The sequence below is a fragment of the Mycobacterium sp. 4D054 genome (genome assembly GCF_052245755.1).
Lineage (GTDB): Bacteria > Actinomycetota > Actinomycetes > Mycobacteriales > Mycobacteriaceae > Mycobacterium.
Map to the genome: position 1 here is coordinate 123,535 of NZ_JBQQCF010000007.1, position 18,023 is coordinate 141,557.

Below are 18,023 nucleotides of genomic sequence, written 5' to 3' on the forward strand. Positions count from 1 at the left end.
GCGCGCACATTACGGCGTGGCATGCGCCTCCGTCCCGGTTCGGCACTCCACGTTCGGCTGCCATCCGGGCGGGCCGAAGATGTAGCCGAGCTTGGCCCGCCATCCGCGTGCCGAACGCACGTCGCGTCCGATCGCCGCGTACTCGTGGGTCTGGAGTTTCCAGATGTTGAATGTTTCCACCGGTATGGTGAGCCCGTAGCGAGGCCGGAACACCTCGGGCTGGAAGGTGCCGAAGAGGCGATCCCAGATGATCAGGATGCCTCCGTAGTTCTTGTCCAGATACAGCTGGTCCATCCCATGGTGCACCCGATGGTGAGACGGGGTGTTGAAGATGAATTCGACAGGGCGCCAGAGCTTTCCGATCCGCTCGGTGTGGATCCAAAACTGGTAGATCAGGTTGAACGAGAACGCCACGAACACCATCCACGGCGGAACGCCCAACAACGGCAACGGGATCCACATCAGGATCTCGCCGCTGTTGTTCCACTTCTGCCGCAGTGCGGTCGCGAAATTGAAGTACTCGCTGGAGTGGTGGGCCTGATGCGTCGCCCACACCACCCGGACCCGGTGCGCGATGCGGTGATAGAAGTAGAACAGCAGATCGACGCCCACGATCGCGATCACCCACGTGTACCACTGCGTCGCGGGCAGATGCCACGGCGCCAGGTAGGCGTAGATCGCGGCATAACCCAACAGCGCGAGGAACTTCCAGGCGCTCATGGTGGCGACCGAGACCAGCCCCATCGACAGGCTCGCCCACGAGTCGCGGGTGTGGTACGCGCCGACGCCGGGGGTCCCCTCCTCTGTGACCGCGTGCTCGAGCTTGCGTGCCGCCGTCCACTCGATGATGAGCAGCAGCAGGAAGAACGGGATCGCGAACAATACGGGTTCGCGCATCTGCGGTGGCAGGAAGTCCAGGAACTCCACGGCGTGCACCTCCGGGGTGAGTCTACGGCTCTACAGGAAGCTCAGGACGTCGTCGCCCCAAGCCTGCCGGACACCGGCGTCGAGGTCGTCGACCACGATGTCCTGCTTGTCGATCACCAACGTCGCACGGTCCTCGGCGCCGTAGGGACGCCACGCCGGCGCGTCCCCCGGTGCGGTGGGTTCGCCGGTCGCGGCGAAATTGACCCAGCGTGCCCGCATCCGTTCGGAAACCGCCGCGCCGGCCTTGCGGCCGCCGAGCGCGAACGTCGGATCCCTGCGGCCGGCAAGCAGATTGCCCCACACGAACGGCAGTTCGGTGGCGTGCGCGGCGTGCAGACGCAGCAGCCGCAGCAGCGGGGTGTGGAAATCGAAGCGGTACAGGTACACCGGGGCGACCGCGCGGTGCCCGTCCGCGAACCAGATCGACGGCATCCGGAAGCCGAGGTCGCTGGTCAGGCTGAGACCGTGCGTCTTGCCGCGCCCGCGGTAGGTGCCCTTCAGGACGTCCTCGCCGGGCAGCTTCAGGTGCGGCTGTTCGGCAGCGATCTCGGCGAACATCGCCTTGATGGATTCCGGCGCGATCGGCATCAGCGGCGACTTCATGTACCGGAACAGCGCGGCCTCGTTCTTGTTGGTGCCGATGATCAGCGGCACCGGGTGGGTCAGGCCCTTCCTGGCGGCGTTGACCGGGTAATCCGGGAGAAGGTCGCCGTCGACGGTCGGGGCGAAGGCCAGCGTGCCCGGGGTGCGCGCGGGGACCTCGTCGAACACCGCCCGTGACGCCTCGACCAGGGCGTGGATCGGTGCGTCAGCCAGTCGGTGCAGGTCCTCCCGGCTGGCGCCGAGCACTTCCATGAACCGTTGGGCGACCCGCTCCGCGCGCCCCAGATCGTAGGTGGAGGTCACCGGTGAACTCTGCGAGATCGCCGCGCTGAACAGTCCGGCCGCGGCCGGACTCGCCAGCAGGGAAGTGATGATGCCGCCGCCCGCGGACTCGCCGAACACCGTCACCCGTGCCGGGTCTCCGCCGAACGCGGCGATGTTGTCGCGCACCCATTCCAGTGCGGCCAGTACGTCGCGCAACCCGAGGTTGGTCGCGAAGCGCTCCCGGTCGGCGCCGAGGGTGGACAGTTCCAGGAAGCCCAGCGCGCCGAGTCGGTAGTTCACCGTCACGACGATCGCGTCACCGCCGGTGGCCAGGGCACGGCCGTGGTACAGCGGCTGGCTGGCCGAACCCAGGATGTAAGCGCCACCATGGACCCACACCAACACCGGTTTGGCGTCGCCGGCGCGGGTGCCCGACGGCGCCCAGACGTTGAGCGTCAGGAAGTCCTCGCCTTGCGGAGCGCCGAGATCGATCGGGATCTTCGGGTCGGTCGGCTGTGGGCACACCGGGCCCACCCGTCCCGCGTCCGCAGGTTCCGACCACCGCATCGGCGGCTGGGGCGCCCGCCACCGGAGCTCTTCGACCGGGGCCGCCGCGTAGCGAATGGCGCGCCACGACATCGCGCGGCCGTCGTCGACTCCCCGGACCGGCCCGTTGGTGGTGTCCACGACAGGTCGGGCGGCTGCAGCGTTGCGGGTGGATGCCTCCGCGGTCATGCCGAGCTCCTTCGATCGGTTACCGGTACGCCACTGTACCAGCGCCTGGCCGCGGTGCCGGGCCGATCAGGCGCGGCGCCGCGCGCCGAGGGCACCGGCGAGCAGGACGATGGCCACCCCCGCGACGGGGACGGTCAGCAGGCCGACGCGCAGGCTCGTCGCGTCGGCGACGATGCCGACGATCAACGGGGCACCCAGGAAACCCACCCGCATGAGCCATGTCAGGACCGTCAGCCCGGTGCCCGGGCGCAGGCCCGGCAGTTCGTCGGCGGCGCGCATGGCCGCCGGTATCACCGTCGCCACGCCGAGTCCCGCCGCGGCGAACCCGACGACGGTGACGGGCACCGTCGGAAAGGCCAGCGCGGTGCCCATACCGAGCGCTGCGACAAGTCCTCCGCTGCGGGCCACCGCGCGGTCCCCGAACCGGTCGACCAGCCGGTCACCGAGCATCCGTCCGATGAACATGAAACCGACCAGCGCCACATAGCCCATCACCGCGACCGCGCCCGGGGCGCCCAGACTGTCGCGCAGATACAGCGTGGCCCATGAGCTGCCGGCGTCCTCGACCGTCGCTCCTGCCACCGCCATGCCGACCAGTGCCAGCAGCGTCAGCAGCACCGCTGCGCCCACCCCGCTGCGGTCGGTGTCGTGCGTCGACGGATGGTTGTCGTGATCAGGGCCGTGCAGCAGATGCGGGTAAGCGGCCAGCACGACGCCGCAGAACACCACGGCCGCGACGCCGAGATGGACCGGGCGCGGGACCTCGAGCGCGATGGCGGCCGCTCCCATCAGGCCCCCGATGATCGCGCCGACCGCCCACACCGCGTGCAGCGAATTGATGATGGACCGCCCGTAATCACGTTGCAGCCGAAGGCCGTTAACATTCTGGGCGACGTCGGTCACCGAGTCGCACGCACCGGCGGCGAACAGTGCCGCGGCGAACACCCACGGCGTGGAGGCCAGCCCGGCGACCACGATGAACAACCCCAGCGCGACCGTGGTGGCGACCGCCACGCGGGCCGACTGGAACCGTCGGATCAGCGCTGCGGCGGCCGGACCGGCCATCAGCGCACCGGCCGAGAACGAGGCGACGGCTGCGCCGTACACGGCGTTGGACATCGCCAGGTCGGTCTTGATCTCCGGATACCGGGGCAGCAGATTGGCGAAGAGCGCGCCGTTGGTGAGGAAGAGGGCGGCAACCGCGACCCGAGCTGACGCCACGCAGCGACCATACCTCCGTCGCCTTGGGCCGCCGTCTTCGACGTTTGCGATCGCCGTTCACAGGGCAAGATTGGCGCCATGGCGGATGACTGGGGAGTGCCCGCGGAGCTGGTCGACCTCGCGCACCGATACGGAGTGGCCAGTGAGTACACGGACTGGACGGGCAGATCCGTTCCGGTGCCGGCGTCGACGCTGATCGCGGTGCTCGACGCGCTCGGTGTCGCGGCGGCCACCGACCGGGACCGCGCCGAAGCGCTCGCCCGGCACGACCGGGACCACTGGGACCGTCCGCTGCCTCCCTCGATCGTGGGCCGCACCGGGGTCGCGACCCCGTTCTGGGTGCACGTCACCCACGGCGACCCGGCGCGGCTATGGCTGCGGCTCGAAGACGGCAGTGTGCGCACAGGCCTGCGCCAACTCGAAAACAACAGGCCGCCTTTTGATCTGAACGGCAGACTGGTCGGCGAGGCCACCTTCGAGTTGCCCGCCGACCTGCCGATGGGTTACCACACCCTGCACCTGGCGGTCGCCGACTCCGATGTCAGCACCACCGTCATCGTGGCGCCCGCAAGGCTGAACTGTGCGGACCGGCTCGGCTCCGGCCGCACCTGGGGTCTGGCCACCCAGCTCTACAGCGTGCGGTCCCGGAACTCTTGGGGCGTAGGCGATCTGACGGATCTGACAGACCTGGCGGTGTGGTCGGCGGCCCGGCACCGGGCGGGCTTCGTGCTGGTGAACCCGCTGCACGCCGCGGCGCCGGTGGCACCGATGGAGCCGTCGCCGTATCTACCGACGTCGCGCCGGTTCGTCAACCCGATGTATCTGCGGGTGCAGGCGGTGCCCGAGTTCGCCTACGTCCGGCACCGTAGCCGCATTCGCAAGGCACAGACACAGGTGCAGACCCGGGCGGCCAGATCCGAGCAGATCGACCGGGACAGTGCGTGGACGTCCAAGCGGGCGGCGCTGGAGACGGTGTACCTCGTCGAGCTGTCGGCAGGGCGCGAGATCGCTTACGAGGCGTTTCTGGAACGCGAGGGACGCAGCCTCGACGATTTCGCGACCTGGTGTGCGCTGGCCGACCAATACGGGGCCGATTGGCGGCAGTGGCCCGAGGAGTTGCAGCATCCGCGAAGCGCGGCGGTCGCTGCGTTCGTCGACGAACATCCCAACGAGGTCGACTTCCATCGTTGGCTGCAGTGGATTGTCGACGAGCAGTTGTCGGCAGCCCAGGACCGCGCCGTCCAGGCCGGTATGAAGCTTGGCATCATGCACGACCTGGCGGTCGGGGTGGATCCCAACGGTGCCGACGCGTGGGCGCTGCAGGACGTGCTGGCGCTCGGGGTGACCGCGGGTGCGCCTCCGGACGAGTTCAATCAGCTCGGTCAGGACTGGTCGCAGCCGCCGTGGCGCCCGGACCGGCTAGCCGATGAGGCGTACGAACCGTTCCGCGCCCTGGTGAGCGCGGTGCTGCGACATGCGGGCGGGGTGCGTATCGACCACATCATCGGCCTGTTTCGGCTGTGGTGGATTCCGAAGGGCGCGTTGCCGACTGAGGGCACCTATGTGCGGTACGACCACGAGGCGATGATCGGGATCGTCGCGTTGGAGGCGCAACGGGTGGGAGCCGTGGTCGTCGGCGAGGACCTCGGCACGGTGGAACCGTGGGTGCGGGATTATCTGAGCGACCGCGGGCTGTTCGGCACGTCGATTCTGTGGTTCGAGAGCGATCGGGACGGCGACGGTGGTCCTCTGCCCGCCGAGCGGTGGCGGGAGTACTGCCTGTCGGCGGTGACAACCCACGACCTTCCGCCGACGGCGGGCTATCTCGCCGGTGAGCACGTACGCCTGCGTGACGAGCTGGGGTTGCTGACCCGGCCGGCCGAGGAGGAGTTGGCCGGCGACCGCGAACATCAGCGGGGGTGGATGGCCGAGCTGCGCCGAGTGGGCCTGCTCGACAACGGATCCGGTGACGTCGACGAGGCCGATGAAGTCGAGGAGGTCGTGCTGGCGCTGCACCGCTACCTGGGTCGCACACCCTCGCGGCTGCTGTCGCTGTCGTTGGCCGATGCGGTCGGAGAGGTCCGCACGCAGAATCAGCCTGGAACCACCGACGAGTACCCCAACTGGCGGGTCCCGCTGGCCGGCCCGGACGGCAGGCAGATGCTGCTGGAGGACATCTTCGCAGACCCCCGCGCCGCGGCGCTCTGCGAGGCGATGCGCGCCGCCGCGGAAGCCCGCTGAACCCTGCCTAGAAAGGTGGCGGGTCGTCGCCGTGGTGAGAGCCGCGCTCAGGTGGTGGGTCCGGCCGTCGATGTCGTTCGGCGGCCGCGCCGACTTGTGCGGCGACTTGTGCCGCGGTGTGCGCCTCTTCCTCCAGGGCGCGTTGGGCGGCGTTGTGTTCGCGTTCGGCCTTGATCCGCGCGGCGTCCTCGGCGGCGCGGGTGCGGCGTCGTTTGGGCATCCTGGCACTACGGCCGGGATCTGGGGGCGGCCAGGTCCTCGGCGGTAGTTTCGCGGTGGTGGTGTCCCAACCGGGGAACAACACCCGGCTGCCCGGCACCGTGGTGTAGCGCAGCCCGGCCGGGGTCGTCCAGATCACCGTGCCATCAGGAAGTTGTTCATCGCGCCAACCGTCGGCGAACGTTTTCCCGAGGTGGTGGGTGCGGCATTTGCAGTTCAGGTTCGACGGATGGGTGGGTCCGTAGGGCCAGGGCAGCACGTGGTCGAGGTCGCAGTGTTCGGCCGGCACCGTGCAGCCCGGGAAGCGGCAGAACAGGTCCCGGGCGCGCACGAACGCCGCCAGCTTCGCCGAGGGACGGTAGTGCGGCTCGGGTTCCGGGCCGGGCAACCACAACTGTTTGATCGCCGCCCCATCCCGGATCGCCTCGGCCAACGCCACGATCGGCAGCACCTTCACCCCGGGCAACAACGCCAACCCCGAATCCTTCACGCACGCCGCAGGATTCGACTCGGGCTCGGGTTCGAGCTGCTCCTCAGGCTCAGGCTCGGACTGGGGTTGGTTCTGTTGTTGGTGGTCTTGGTCGGTGATCAGCTGGTAGGCGGCGTCGAGCGCGGCGGGATCGGCGAGCACGGAGATCACCACATTCGAGCTGCCCGGAGCCACCGGCGCAGCGCCCGGGCAGTCCGCTTTGCCGCACCGGCACGGCAGATGGTCCTGGCCTCGGATGATCGCCCCCACCGCACACGAGCGCCGCTCCCCCATGTCGCGCGGATCATCGGCACACACGTTCTTGAGCAACTCAGCGATCCGGGCCGCCAGCAGCACGGCATCACAGCCCAGGATCTGACCCCACACCAACACCCACTCGTCGGGATCCTCGTGGGCCCCGATATGAAAATCGCGGCCCGCGATGACCTCCTTGGACCGGATCAGCGCGTCCGGGTCATACCGGTCGATCACCGCATCAATGGCCCGCACCAACGCCTCTTCGGACAACGACCCCCACTGCGGGGCGTGGGTCGCCAACTGCTCGTCGAGCAGCGCCCACACCTGCGCATCCTCGACCAGGCGGGTGCGCCAACAAATCTTGGACACCACCTGGGCGCTGACCCGGCCCTGCAGATACCGTTCGGCCAGCCCAGGCAACCGATCGCGCAACGCCATCGCGATCCGCATCTGCCCCGAGGCCCGCCTGTGCCCGAGATTGAGCACCGCGCCTAGCTCAGAGGCGGTCTGGGCCCAGCAGTCATACACCCAGTCGTCGTGCTCGTCATCCCTGTCCACCGTGGAATACACCAACTCGGCGATCGCGGCGGCTTTCCGCGCCCCGGCCTGGGCCTCCTCACGGGCGCACTGTTCGATCGCAGCAAGCAGCGCGGGCTCCTCCACCCCCGCAAACAGTCGATCAAACATACGTTCGATTATCCCGTCCCGCGCGGGCACAACGGGAAGCCGAAAGCCCCACCTGTGGATGAAACCCAGACTGGGGATAACCGGCGTCAATGCCGAACCGCGTGAGTGAGGAAACGGCGTCGATGGTGACCGGGTGCGATCGGAAACGAGCCGGCGTTGACAGCGAACTGATGTAACGCCCGCGGCTTCTGCAGCGGTTTCACATTCGTCACTGCTGCGATATGTTCGCACCGCATACCGATCCGAGGGAGTTGTAGTGAACAAGCTCGTTGTGCTCAGCGGCGGATTCGTCGCCGCCGGAACAGCCGCGCTGATCGGTGCCGGTGTCGCTATTTCGCAGCCGGCTCAGACGAGCCCGTACAACGTCGTCGGCGAGCAGTACGGTCGTGCGCTGGCCATCCTGAAGAGCCAGGGCGTCAAGGCCTACTTCGGTGGAGCCACCGGTAGTGCCCTTCCTCAGAGCGCCTGCCTGGTCGGCCAGCAGAAAGTGACCAGCCAGGGCCGGATGCTGCTGATGCTGGACTGCACTCAGGCCGCGGCCGACCAGATCAAGGCCATGGGCCCCACCGGCGGACCGACGGTCGGCGCCAACGGCGTCACCACTGTCACGCCGACACCGATGGTGCCGATCGCCGGCGCTCCCGGCGCAGGGATGGCGCCGCCCGCGCCCGGCGTGGTGTCGAATATGCCGGCCGGACAAGGCGCGCCGATCATCGCGAACACCTCGCCGCAGCCCTGATCCCCGTTCCGCCGACCTAACCGGTACCTGCGTTCCCACTAATTCGTCGTAAACTCTCCACGAGTTCATCGACTAACAGGAGCCGCAGATGTTGCGACCGCGCCGTTTCGACACCGAGATCGACCCTGGGCCCGTGCAGATCCAGGCCCGCAAGGTGCACTTCGACGTGGCCGACATCCCGCTGCACTGGATTCCCGGCCACCCCGTCGCCTCGCATCTGGTCAGCGTGCTCAACATCGTCCTGCCCGCCGGCGAGCGTTGGTTCGTCCAGACGTTCAACGAGGCGTTGCCGCTCGTCAAGGATCCGAAGCTGGCCGACGACATTCGCGGTTTCATCGGCCAGGAGGCGATCCACGCCGATGTGCACGACCAGGTTCTGCACGAGTTCATGGTCGGGCACGGCGTTGATCCCACGCCGATCCTGCAGCAGATCGAGCACGTGTTCACCGGTGTGCTGGCCCCGCTGCCCGATTCCGTGGACGAGGCCCGACGGATGAACCATCTGTGCGACCGGCTGTGGTTGATCGCGGCCATAGAGCACTACACCGCGGTGATGGGCGACTTCGCGCTCAACTGCGCCTGGGACGACCACGGCGCCGACCCCACCCTGGTCGACCTGTTCCGCTGGCACGGCAGCGAGGAAGTCGAACACCGAAGCGTCGCCCACGATGTCGCGGTCTACTTCCACGACAGCTATCGCGCCCGGATCCGCGCCATGACCGTCGCGGCGACCATGCTGTTCGTCTTCTTCCAGCGCACCGCCTGGTATCTGGTGAAGACCGACCCGACCGTCGACGCCAACTGGTGGACGTTCAACCGGATGCGGATGCGCGACTCGAAGCTCGGACTGCTTCCGCTGTACCGGACTCTGTTCGGATCCAGCACGCTCGGCTATTTCCGGCCCGGCTACTCCCCGGAGCAACTGGGCTCGACCGCTCAGGCCGTCGCATACCTGGCGGCTTCTCCCGCCGCACGCGCCGCGCACGCGTGATGCCGCTGTTCGACGCGTTCCGCCGGGTCCCGCCGAGCGCATCAGGGCGTGCCCGGCACGACGTCATGCTCGGCCTGGCCGACGCGACGATCTCCGGGCTTTTCGCAGCGACGGCGGCGGTGCGGCGCATCGCGCCACCGGCCCCGGGACCGGACACTTTTCCGCTGACGGTCACCCGCCGCCGCGTGGTCGCACACGATCAGGACGTCGTCGAGCTGACACTGGCCGGAGCAGAGTTGCCGCCTTGGTCCCCCGGCGCTCACCTCGACGTGCACCTGCCCAGCGGTCTGGTGCGGCAGTACTCGCTGTGCGGCGACCCCTGCGCCAGGCAGGAGTACCGCATCGCGGTCCGGCGCATCCCCGACGGTGGCGGCGGCTCGCTCGAAGTGCACCACACGCTGAAGCCCGGCTCGATTGTCCGTACGCACGGGCCGCGCAACGCGTTCCCGCTCACGGTGCCGGGCTACGGCTCGCCGGCACGCCGATTCCGTTTCGTCGCAGGCGGAATCGGGATCACCCCGATCCTGCCGATGCTGCGCCTGGCCGACGGCCTGGGTGTGGACTGGTCGATGGTCTACACCGGACGCACCCTCGACAGCCTCCCGTTCGTCGACGAGGTCGCCGCCTACGGCGACGCGGTCGAGATCCGTACCGACGACCGGCTCGGGCTCCCCGGTGCGCAGGAGCTGCTCGGGGATTGCCCGGGCGGCACCGCGGTCTACGCGTGCGGTCCGGCGCCGATGCTCACCGCGATCCGCACCGCGCTGGTCGGACGCGACGACGTCGAACTGCACTTCGAACGGTTCGCCGCGCCGCCGGTCACCGACGGGCGCCCGTTCCCGGTGACGGTCGCGTCCACCGGTCGGACGGTTGACGTCGGCGCCGACGAGACCCTGCTCGCCGCGTTGCGCCGGGCGGGGGTGCACGCGACGTACTCATGTCAGCAAGGGTTCTGCGGCACGTGCCGGACCAAGGTGCTCGCCGGCGACGTCGACCATCGCGACACGTTGCTGACCGATCCGGAGCGGGCCGCCGGGATGATGCTGACCTGTGTGTCGCGGGCAGCCGACGGCTCGGGTCTCTCGCTGGAGCTGTGAGCGTCAGCGCGCGACGGCCTCCTCGAGCCGGTCGAGCAGCGGGCGCTGCCCCTTCAACAGCTTGGTGCGGGCCGTCGCCAGATCGAACCAGGCCACCCGGTCGATCTCCGGAAACTCCTTGAACGCGCCTGAGCCCCTGGGCCATTCGAGGGTGAAGGTGTTACTGAACGTACCGTCGAGGTCGAGGTCGGCGCGTACCGCGAACGCGGTGACCACCTTTCCGCCCGGCTGGCGCACCGGCTCGAATTCGATCCGGGGACCGGCCGGCACGGGCTTGCCGAGCTCCTCGGTGAACTCGCGCTGAGCGACGGTCCACGGGTCTTCCCCGTCGGTGTACTCGCCCTTGGGGATCGACCAGGCACCGTCGTCTTTACGGGCCCAGAACGGCCCGCCCGGGTGGCCGAGGAGCACTTCGAGCGTCCCGTCGACGTCGCGATAGAGAAGCAGGCCGGCGCTGAGCTTGGGCACGGTCTCAGATGCCGGTCCAGGCCGCGTCGAGACGTTCGGCAACGTCGATGATCTTGGCCTTCTGGGATTCCGGGCTGTCGATCTCCCCCGCGACGTGCATCGCGATGAAGCGCTTGATCTCGGCGTCCACGCCGCCGACGATGCGCACCACCTCGGCGCGCAGGGTTTTCGACGTGACGTGGATCGAGATGTCGGAGGGCCGCGGCTTCTCCACGTCGAGGATCAGGAGCAGCGGGTCGGCGGCCTTGGCGGTGGCGCGCAGCGAGATCTCACCGAACACGATGAATTTGGGTTTGTCGATCCGCAGGTCGACCACCATGTCGATCTCCAAGGGGATCCGGATCCCGAAGGTGATCAACTCGCCGAGCTCCCGACGGACCCTGGGCTGCTGGATCCGCACTTTCGCGGTGACCTTGGCCAGCTTGCCCGGGCCTTGGGCGATGGGGCCCATCTCGAAGGCGTCGCCGGCGATCTCACCGATCGCGCCGCCCACGCGCTCCTCGGTGACGGCGATCTCGAAGAACCGGCGGCCGAACTGCTCGTAGGTCAGGAAGTCGGCGGTATCAGGGTCGGACATGATGCTGCCTACGTTCTCATGCGCGGAGCGTCCGGCGCGACAACGTGGCCGAACTGTTGTAGGGCATCAATCCAGACCGCCGAACAACCGAATCCTGCGCAGCACGGCGCCGTTCCACCCGGCGCGCGCCGTCTCGCCGATGAGCACGGAGGGCCTGCCGTCACGCTCGATGCGCGCCGCGACGGAGTTGCCGGCGACGATGAGTTTGGTCCAGTTGCTGCCGGAGAGGTGTCTGACCAGTTCCGACGGGCTCACCGGCTCGTCGTCACCGCGGGTGACGGGACTGTCGGCGATGAGCCGCCGCATCCCGACTTCATTGCCGCTGCGGGCGTCGTCGAGGAACGTGGTGAACAGCGCCCGCGCGCCCGATCCCAGCCCACGGAAGCCACCGAGAAACCCGAGGGTTCCGGCCAGGTGCTGGTTGGCGGCCATGGTCCGGGCCAGCGATGCGCCGGCCGGCAACGCCACCAGTCCGCCTCGGGCGAACTGCCCGATCATCGCTGGCAATTCCCAGTAGGCCGACAACGCGGCGATCTTGAGCTCGTCGCCGGCGTCACGCAGGTCGTAGCGGATGTAGGTGGGGACATGCAGGGTCACGGTCGGTGCCATCTGGATCTCGAGCTCGAGGTCGCGCAGCACCGTGGTGCCGACGACGATGTCGGTGTCCGGGCGAAAGCTGATGTCGCGGGGGCCGATGAACGTGTCGTAGAACCGGCCGATCGCGACGTGCCCGCGGTGCGGCCTCGAGCCGACCGGATCTTCGACCCGGGCGTCGGCGGTGAACAGGCCGATCCACCCGGCCCGGTCGTGCGCGCCCGCCGCGGCCAGGGACCGCTGGGCCGCCGACAGCACGTCAGCTCGTGTGAAAGGCATATGGTTGCCTACCACCTATCCATGCGGCAGTCGACTGAACGTGCCGTCAGGGGCACACTGGTCTGCATGAGCAGCAACAACGGGCCGTTCGGATTCGACCCCGAGGATTTCGACCGCGTCGTCCGCGAAGCGGGCGAAGGTCTGCGGGAGGCACTCGACGGCATCGGGAGATTCCTCGGGACACCCGGTGAGCGGGCGGGATGGTCGACGTTGTTCGACACCCGGCCGCGGACGCGTCCCGAAACGACCGGTGAGACCGGAGACGGTGTCTGGGCCATCTACACCCTTGACGACTCCGGTGGCGCCCACATCGAGCAGGTGTACCCGACCGAACTGGACGCGCTCCGGGCGAACAAGGACAACACCGATGCGAAGCGACGGGTGCGGTTCCTGCCGTACGGGATCGCCGTCAGCGTGCTGGATGGCGCCGCCGGAGGCGGCGAGACGGGTCCAGCCGAGCACGACTCAGGTACCGGCACCGAAAGCGGTTCAGCCGACCAGAATCCGTAGGTGCTCCCAGCCGCGGACGGTCGAGGTCGGGGCCAGCCGGGCGGAGTCGTAGTCGACATCCCACTCGGGCCAGCGGTTGAGCAGCTCGTCGAGCGCGATCCTGCCTTCCAGGCGGGCCAGGTTGGCGCCCAGGCAGTAGTGCAGCCCCTTGCCGAACGTCAGGTGGCTGATGTTCTCCCGGTCGATGTCGAAGGTGTCCGGATTCTCGTATCGGCGTTCGTCGCGGTTGGCGGCACCGAACAGCAGCAGGATGGCGCTGCCTGCGGGCACGGTGACGTCGCCGTATCCGAAGTCGCGGATGACGTAGCGCGCCACGTGCGGACCCGTGGGCTCGAACCTCAGCGTCTCGTCGATCGTGCGGCCGAGCAGTGAGCGGTCCTCGTGGATGCGGCGGCGTTGATCGGGGTGTTCGGCGAGCACCTTGGCCAGCCAGCCGATCAGCCTTCCGGTCGTCTCGTTACCCGCACCGGCCACCACCTGGGTGTAGTGCAGGACCTCTTTACGGGTGAGCTTGCGCTCCACTCCCGTCTCGTCGGTGAACTCGACGTTGAGCAGCGCGGTCATCAGGTCGTCGGACGGGTTGGCCGCGCGCCACTGGACGTAGTCGGCGTAGATCCGGCCGTCGGCGATCTTGTCGGGGTCGGCGACCTTCATCGGCGCGCCGGGCTTGGTGCGCAGGTTCGCGTCGTTGGCGTCGCGTACGGACACCTGCTCGGACTCTGGGATGCCCAGCAGCATCCCGATCACCCGCATCGGCATCATGGCCGCCAGCTCGGCGATGATGTCGAAGCCGTCGGCGCCGACCAACGGGTCGAGGCAGTTCACGCAGTACTGCCGGATCTGGTCCTCGATCTCGGCCATCCGGCGTGGGGTGAACACCCGCGACATCAGCCCGCGCAGCAGGGTGTGCGTGGGCGGGTCCTCGAACATCATCACGCCCTTGGGCATGTCGAAGTCCGATTTGACCAGTTCCAGGATGTCGCTGCGGCTGTTGGAGAACGTCGACCAGTCCAGCAGCGCTTTCTCGACGTCGGCGTGGCGCGACAGCGCCCAGAAGTCGTAGCGCTCGTTGTAATAGAGCGGCGCCTCGTCGCGCAGCCGCGCGTAGGTCGGGTATGGGTCGGCCACGATGCTCAGGTCGTAGGGGTCATAGTAGAGGTCGTAGTAAAGATCGTCTGCCACCCGACATGCTCCTCACCGACCAACTGTGCGACCGCTCAGCATCTTAGGCGACGATCCGTTGTCAGTGACCTGACTCGCAGGATTCGGCGACGAGTTAGCAGCGCCACATTTTCTTGAGCTAATCTGGCGCCGGGTGAGAACTTATACGGGCTAAGTTACGATCTGCTCAATCGCAGGATACGAATCTCAGGGGTCTAATGCGCGCCACTAGTCGGGGCCGGCAGTCGTGATCGCCATTGCCAAGAAGGTGTGGCTCCCGTTGCTCATCATCGTCGTCGTGGTGATCGCAGGCCTCACCGTCGCGCGCATCCGGACGTTCTTCGGGTCCGAGGGCATCATCGAGACGCCGCGCAACTTCGCCGATCTCCCCGAACCGTTCGACCCCAAAGTCGTCCGTTATGAGATCACCGGCTCGGGTTCCTACGCCGACGTGAACTACCTCGACCTCGACGCCAAGCCGCAGCGCGTCGACGGCGCGCCGCTGCCGTGGTCGCTCACGCTGGAGACCACCGAACCATCCGCAGCTCCCAACATCGTCGCCCAGGGTGACGGCTCGACGATCACGTGCCGGATCTATGTCGACGACGAGTTGAAGGACGAGAGGACGACGGACGGCTTGAACGCCCAGACCTTCTGCTTTGTGAAATCCGCATGAGCACACCAGTTTCCGACGCCCGCACCGACGAGTTCCCCGCTGCGCGTCGACCTCACCGCCCGTTCATCCCCCGGATGATCCGGCTGTTCGCCCTTCCGATCATCCTCGGTTGGATCGCGCTGATCGTCGTGGTCAACGTCACCGTGCCGCAGCTCGAGAAGGTCGGCGAGATGCAGGCCGTGTCGATGAGCCCGCAAGACGCGCCGTCGATGATCTCGATGAAGAAGGTCGGTGAGCTGTTCGAGGAAGGCGACTCGGACAGCTCGGTGATGATCGTGTTCGAGGGCGACGAACCCCTCGGCGACGCCGCGCACGCGTGGTACGACGAGCTCGTCGACCGGCTGGAAGCCGACACCACGCACGTGCAGTCGGTCCAGGACTTCTGGAGCGACCCGCTCACCGCGTCGGGTTCGCAGAGCAACGACGGCAAGTCGGCCTACGTCCAGGTCAAGCTCGCGGGTAACCAGGGCGAGGCGCTGGCCAACGAGTCGGTGAAGGCGGTCCAGCAGATCGTCAACAGCCTGGAGCCGCCGCCGGGTGTGCGGGCGTTCGTGACCGGTCCGGCCGCGCTGGCCGCCGACCAGCACATCGCCGGTGACCGCAGCATGCGGATCATCGAGGCGGCGACGTTCACCGTCATCATCATCATGCTGCTGCTGGTCTACCGGTCCATCGTGACCGTGCTGATCACGCTGGTGATGGTGGTGCTGTCGCTGGCCACGGCCCGCGGCGTGGTGGCGTTCCTGGGCTACCACGAGATCATCGGGCTCTCGACGTTCGCCACCAACCTGCTGGTGACGTTGGCCATCGCCGCGGCGACGGACTACGCGATCTTCCTGATAGGCCGATATCAGGAGGCCCGAACACTCGGCGAGGACAAAGAGACCGCGTACTACACGATGTTCCACGGCACCGCGCACGTGGTGCTGGGGTCGGGTCTGACCATCGCGGGCGCCACGTTCTGCCTGAGCTTCACCCGGCTGCCCTACTTCCAGACCATGGGTATCCCGCTGGCCATCGGCATGTTCGTGGTCGTCATGGCGGGCGTCGTGCTGATGGTCGCGATCATCAGCGTCGCCACCCGGTTCGGCAAACTGCTCGAGCCCAAACGCGCGATGCGCATCCGTGGCTGGCGCAAGATCGGCGCCGCGATCGTCCGCTGGCCGGGCCCGATCCTGGTGGCGGCGATGGCGATCACGCTGGTCGGCCTGCTGGCGCTGCCCGGCTACAAGACCAACTACAACGACCGCGACTACCTGCCGGCGGATTTGCCGGCCAACCAGGGCTATGCCGTCGCCGACGCGCATTTCGACCAGGCCCGGATGAACCCCGAGCTGCTCATGATCGAGAGCGATCACGATCTGCGGAACTCGGCGGACTTCCTCGTCATCGACAAGATCGCCAAGGCGATCTTCCGCGTCGAGGGCATCGCCAGGGTGCAGGCGATCACCCGGCCCGACGGCAAGCCGATCAAGCACACCTCGATTCCGTTCCAGATGAGCATGCAGGGCACGACGCAGCGGCTCAACGAGAAGTACATGCAGGACCGCATGGCCGACATGCTGGTGCAGGCCGACGAGATGGCGAACACGATCGCCACCATGGAGAAGATGTCGAACCTGACCACGCAGATGGCCGACATCACCCACAGCATGGTCAGCAAGATGGAGAACATGCTCACCGACATCGAGGACCTCCGCGACAGCATCGCGAACTTCGATGACTTCTTCCGGCCGATCCGCAACTACTTCTACTGGGAACCGCACTGCTACAACATCCCGGTCTGCTGGGCACTGCGGTCGGTGTTCGACACCCTCGACGGCATCAACGTGATGACCGACGACTTCCGCGAGATCCTGCCGGACATGAAGCGGTTGGACAGCCTGATGCCGCAGATGGTCGCGCTCATGCCCGAGATGATCGAGACCATGAAGACCATGCGGACGATGATGCTGACGATGTATCAGTCGCAGAAGGGTCAGCAGGATCAGATGGCGGCGATGTCGGAGGACGCCGACGCCATGGGTGAGGCGTTCGACGACTCGATGAACGACGACTCCTTCTATCTGCCGCCGGAGATCTTCGAGAACAAGGACTTCCAGCGTGGGCTGGAGCAGTTCCTGTCCCCCGACGGGCATGCGGTGCGCTTCATCATCTCCCATGAGGGTGACCCGCTCAGCCCCGAAGGCGTGGCCAAGATCGACAAGATCAAGACCGCGGCGAAGGAGGCCGTCAAGGGCACCCCACTGGAGGGCTCCAAGATCTATCTCGGTGGAACCGCGGCCACGTTCAAGGACATGCAGGACGGCAACAACTACGACCTGTTGATCGCCGGCATCTCTGCGCTCGGCCTGATCTTCATCATCATGTTGATCCTGACCCGGGCCATCGTGGCGGCTGCGGTGATCGTCGGCACCGTGGTGCTGTCGCTGGCCGCGTCGTTCGGGCTGTCGGTGCTGTTCTGGCAGCACATCCTCGGCCAGCCGCTGCACTGGATGGTGTTGGCCATGGCGGTGATCATCCTGTTGGCCGTGGGCGCGGACTACAACCTGCTGTTGGTGTCCCGCCTCAAAGAAGAGATACACGCCGGCATCGGCACCGGCATCATCCGCGCGATGGGCGGCAGCGGCTCGGTGGTGACGGCGGCGGGGTTGGTCTTCGCGCTGACGATGATGTCGATGGCGGTCAGCGAATTGACCGTGATCGGTCAGGTCGGTACGACGATCGGTCTGGGCCTGTTGTTCGACACACTGGTGATCCGTGCGTTCATGACGCCGTCGATCGCCGCGTTGCTCGGGCCCTGGTTCTGGTGGCCCCAACGGGTCCGCACCCGTCCCGTCCCCGCACCGTGGCCGAGACCCGGTGGGCTGCAATCGGATCCGTCTGAAGGAGTGAAGGTATGAAACGCGCACTGATCGGTGTCGCCGCGGTGGCCGCGGGATTGACGTTCGCGGCGCCGGCGTCGTTGGTCTTCGCCATACCCGCGGCAGCCGACCCCGACACCGCGTTCACCAACGAGCTGAACACGTACGGGATCTACGGCCAGAAGGACTACAACGCCTGGATCGGCAAGATCACCTGCAAGCGGATCGCCACCGGTGTCGACGCCACCGCGTTCGAGGCGGCCGAATTCGTGCGCAATCAGCTGGAGAAGGACACCACGACCGAACAGGCGTGGAAGTTCCTCGCCGCCGGACTGCGGACCTACTGCCCTGACCGGCTGCCGGTGCTGGACCAGGCGCGCCAGTAGGGCTCAACAGTTCCACGCGAGTGTGGGTGTTGTGCACGCATTTCTCTGAAAATCCGT

At 67.4% G+C, this 18,023-nt stretch carries 16 protein-coding genes; 8 read left to right on the top strand and 8 right to left on the bottom strand.

What is annotated here, in order from left to right; genetic code table 11:
- Positions 1–9: 9 nt before the first annotated feature.
- The 3 genes from ACTWP6_RS08010 to ACTWP6_RS08020 form a co-directional block, all read right to left on the bottom strand.
- A complete protein-coding gene (locus ACTWP6_RS08010; protein ID WP_443187339.1) occupies positions 10–897 on the bottom strand; it encodes a sterol desaturase family protein in 888 nt (295 codons plus the stop codon).
- A gap of 60 nt (positions 898–957) precedes the next feature.
- Positions 958–2,529: a carboxylesterase/lipase family protein gene (locus tag ACTWP6_RS08015; RefSeq protein WP_443187315.1), complete on the bottom strand. Its 1,572-nt coding sequence runs from the start codon at positions 2,527–2,529 to the stop codon at positions 958–960.
- Between the two features lie 66 nt (positions 2,530–2,595).
- Positions 2,596–3,750 carry an MFS transporter gene (locus ACTWP6_RS08020; protein WP_260752638.1) on the bottom strand — a complete coding sequence of 385 codons (1,155 nt, stop codon included), beginning with the start codon at positions 3,748–3,750 and terminating at the stop codon, positions 2,596–2,598.
- A 78-nt stretch (positions 3,751–3,828) separates the two neighbouring features.
- On the opposite strand from ACTWP6_RS08020, the gene malQ reads away from it, so the two are divergent.
- Positions 3,829–5,991, top strand: a complete 2,163-nt coding sequence (gene malQ / locus ACTWP6_RS08025) for a 4-alpha-glucanotransferase (RefSeq protein WP_443187316.1) — start codon at positions 3,829–3,831, stop codon at positions 5,989–5,991.
- Between the two features lie 7 nt (positions 5,992–5,998).
- On the opposite strand, the gene ACTWP6_RS08030 is transcribed toward malQ, so the two are convergent.
- Positions 5,999–7,624, bottom strand: coding sequence for a DUF222 domain-containing protein (locus ACTWP6_RS08030; RefSeq protein WP_443187317.1), 1,626 nt, complete (start codon positions 7,622–7,624; stop codon positions 5,999–6,001).
- A gap of 256 nt (positions 7,625–7,880) precedes the next feature.
- Between ACTWP6_RS08030 and ACTWP6_RS08035 the strand changes: the two genes are divergently transcribed.
- From ACTWP6_RS08035 to ACTWP6_RS08045, 3 genes are all read left to right on the top strand, one after another.
- Complete coding sequence (locus ACTWP6_RS08035; protein ID WP_260752633.1) at positions 7,881–8,363, top strand: hypothetical protein; 483 nt, start codon at positions 7,881–7,883, stop codon at positions 8,361–8,363.
- Positions 8,364–8,451: 88 nt separating this feature from the next.
- Complete coding sequence (locus ACTWP6_RS08040; RefSeq protein WP_443187318.1) at positions 8,452–9,354, top strand: metal-dependent hydrolase; 903 nt, start codon at positions 8,452–8,454, stop codon at positions 9,352–9,354.
- Positions 9,354–10,451: a PDR/VanB family oxidoreductase gene (locus ACTWP6_RS08045; protein ID WP_443187319.1), complete on the top strand. Its 1,098-nt coding sequence runs from the start codon at positions 9,354–9,356 to the stop codon at positions 10,449–10,451. The genes ACTWP6_RS08040 and ACTWP6_RS08045 overlap by 1 nt, the downstream gene beginning before the upstream one ends.
- Positions 10,452–10,454: 3 nt before the next feature.
- On the opposite strand, the gene ACTWP6_RS08050 is transcribed toward ACTWP6_RS08045, so the two are convergent.
- The 3 genes from ACTWP6_RS08050 to ACTWP6_RS08060 all read right to left on the bottom strand — a co-directional run bounded on the left by ACTWP6_RS08050 (position 10,455) and on the right by ACTWP6_RS08060 (position 12,369).
- The gene (locus tag ACTWP6_RS08050; RefSeq protein ID WP_443187320.1) at positions 10,455–10,919 is read right to left on the bottom strand and encodes an NUDIX domain-containing protein; all 465 of its coding nucleotides are present in this window, start codon (positions 10,917–10,919) and stop codon (positions 10,455–10,457) included.
- 4 nt (positions 10,920–10,923) lie between these two features.
- A complete protein-coding gene (locus ACTWP6_RS08055) occupies positions 10,924–11,496 on the bottom strand; it encodes a hypothetical protein (RefSeq protein ID WP_260752627.1) in 573 nt (190 codons plus the stop codon).
- Between the two features lie 66 nt (positions 11,497–11,562).
- Positions 11,563–12,369, bottom strand: coding sequence for a nuclear transport factor 2 family protein (locus ACTWP6_RS08060; RefSeq protein WP_443187321.1), 807 nt, complete (start codon positions 12,367–12,369; stop codon positions 11,563–11,565).
- 66 nt (positions 12,370–12,435) lie between these two features.
- Between ACTWP6_RS08060 and ACTWP6_RS08065 the strand changes: the two genes are divergently transcribed.
- Entirely contained in the window at positions 12,436–12,879 is a 444-nt protein-coding gene (locus ACTWP6_RS08065; RefSeq protein WP_260752625.1) for a hypothetical protein, read from the top strand.
- On the opposite strand, the gene ACTWP6_RS08070 is transcribed toward ACTWP6_RS08065, so the two are convergent.
- Positions 12,859–14,061 (bottom strand): cytochrome P450, encoded by a 1,203-nt coding sequence (locus ACTWP6_RS08070; RefSeq protein WP_443187322.1) that lies wholly within the window; start codon positions 14,059–14,061, stop codon positions 12,859–12,861. The two genes, ACTWP6_RS08065 and ACTWP6_RS08070, sit on opposite strands and share 21 nt — an antisense overlap.
- Positions 14,062–14,287: 226 nt before the next feature.
- Between ACTWP6_RS08070 and ACTWP6_RS08075 the strand changes: the two genes are divergently transcribed.
- The 3 genes from ACTWP6_RS08075 to ACTWP6_RS08085 are packed head-to-tail and all read left to right on the top strand — an operon-like array spanning position 14,288 to position 17,966.
- Positions 14,288–14,716 carry an MmpS family protein gene (locus tag ACTWP6_RS08075; protein WP_260752623.1) on the top strand — a complete coding sequence of 143 codons (429 nt, stop codon included), beginning with the start codon at positions 14,288–14,290 and terminating at the stop codon, positions 14,714–14,716.
- Positions 14,713–17,619, top strand: coding sequence for an MMPL/RND family transporter (locus ACTWP6_RS08080; protein ID WP_443187323.1), 2,907 nt, complete (start codon positions 14,713–14,715; stop codon positions 17,617–17,619). Before ACTWP6_RS08075 ends, ACTWP6_RS08080 begins: the two co-directional genes overlap by 4 nt.
- Entirely contained in the window at positions 17,616–17,966 is a 351-nt protein-coding gene (locus ACTWP6_RS08085; protein ID WP_260752620.1) for a DUF732 domain-containing protein, read from the top strand. Before ACTWP6_RS08080 ends, ACTWP6_RS08085 begins: the two co-directional genes overlap by 4 nt.
- The last annotated feature ends 57 nt before the right edge of the window (positions 17,967–18,023 follow it).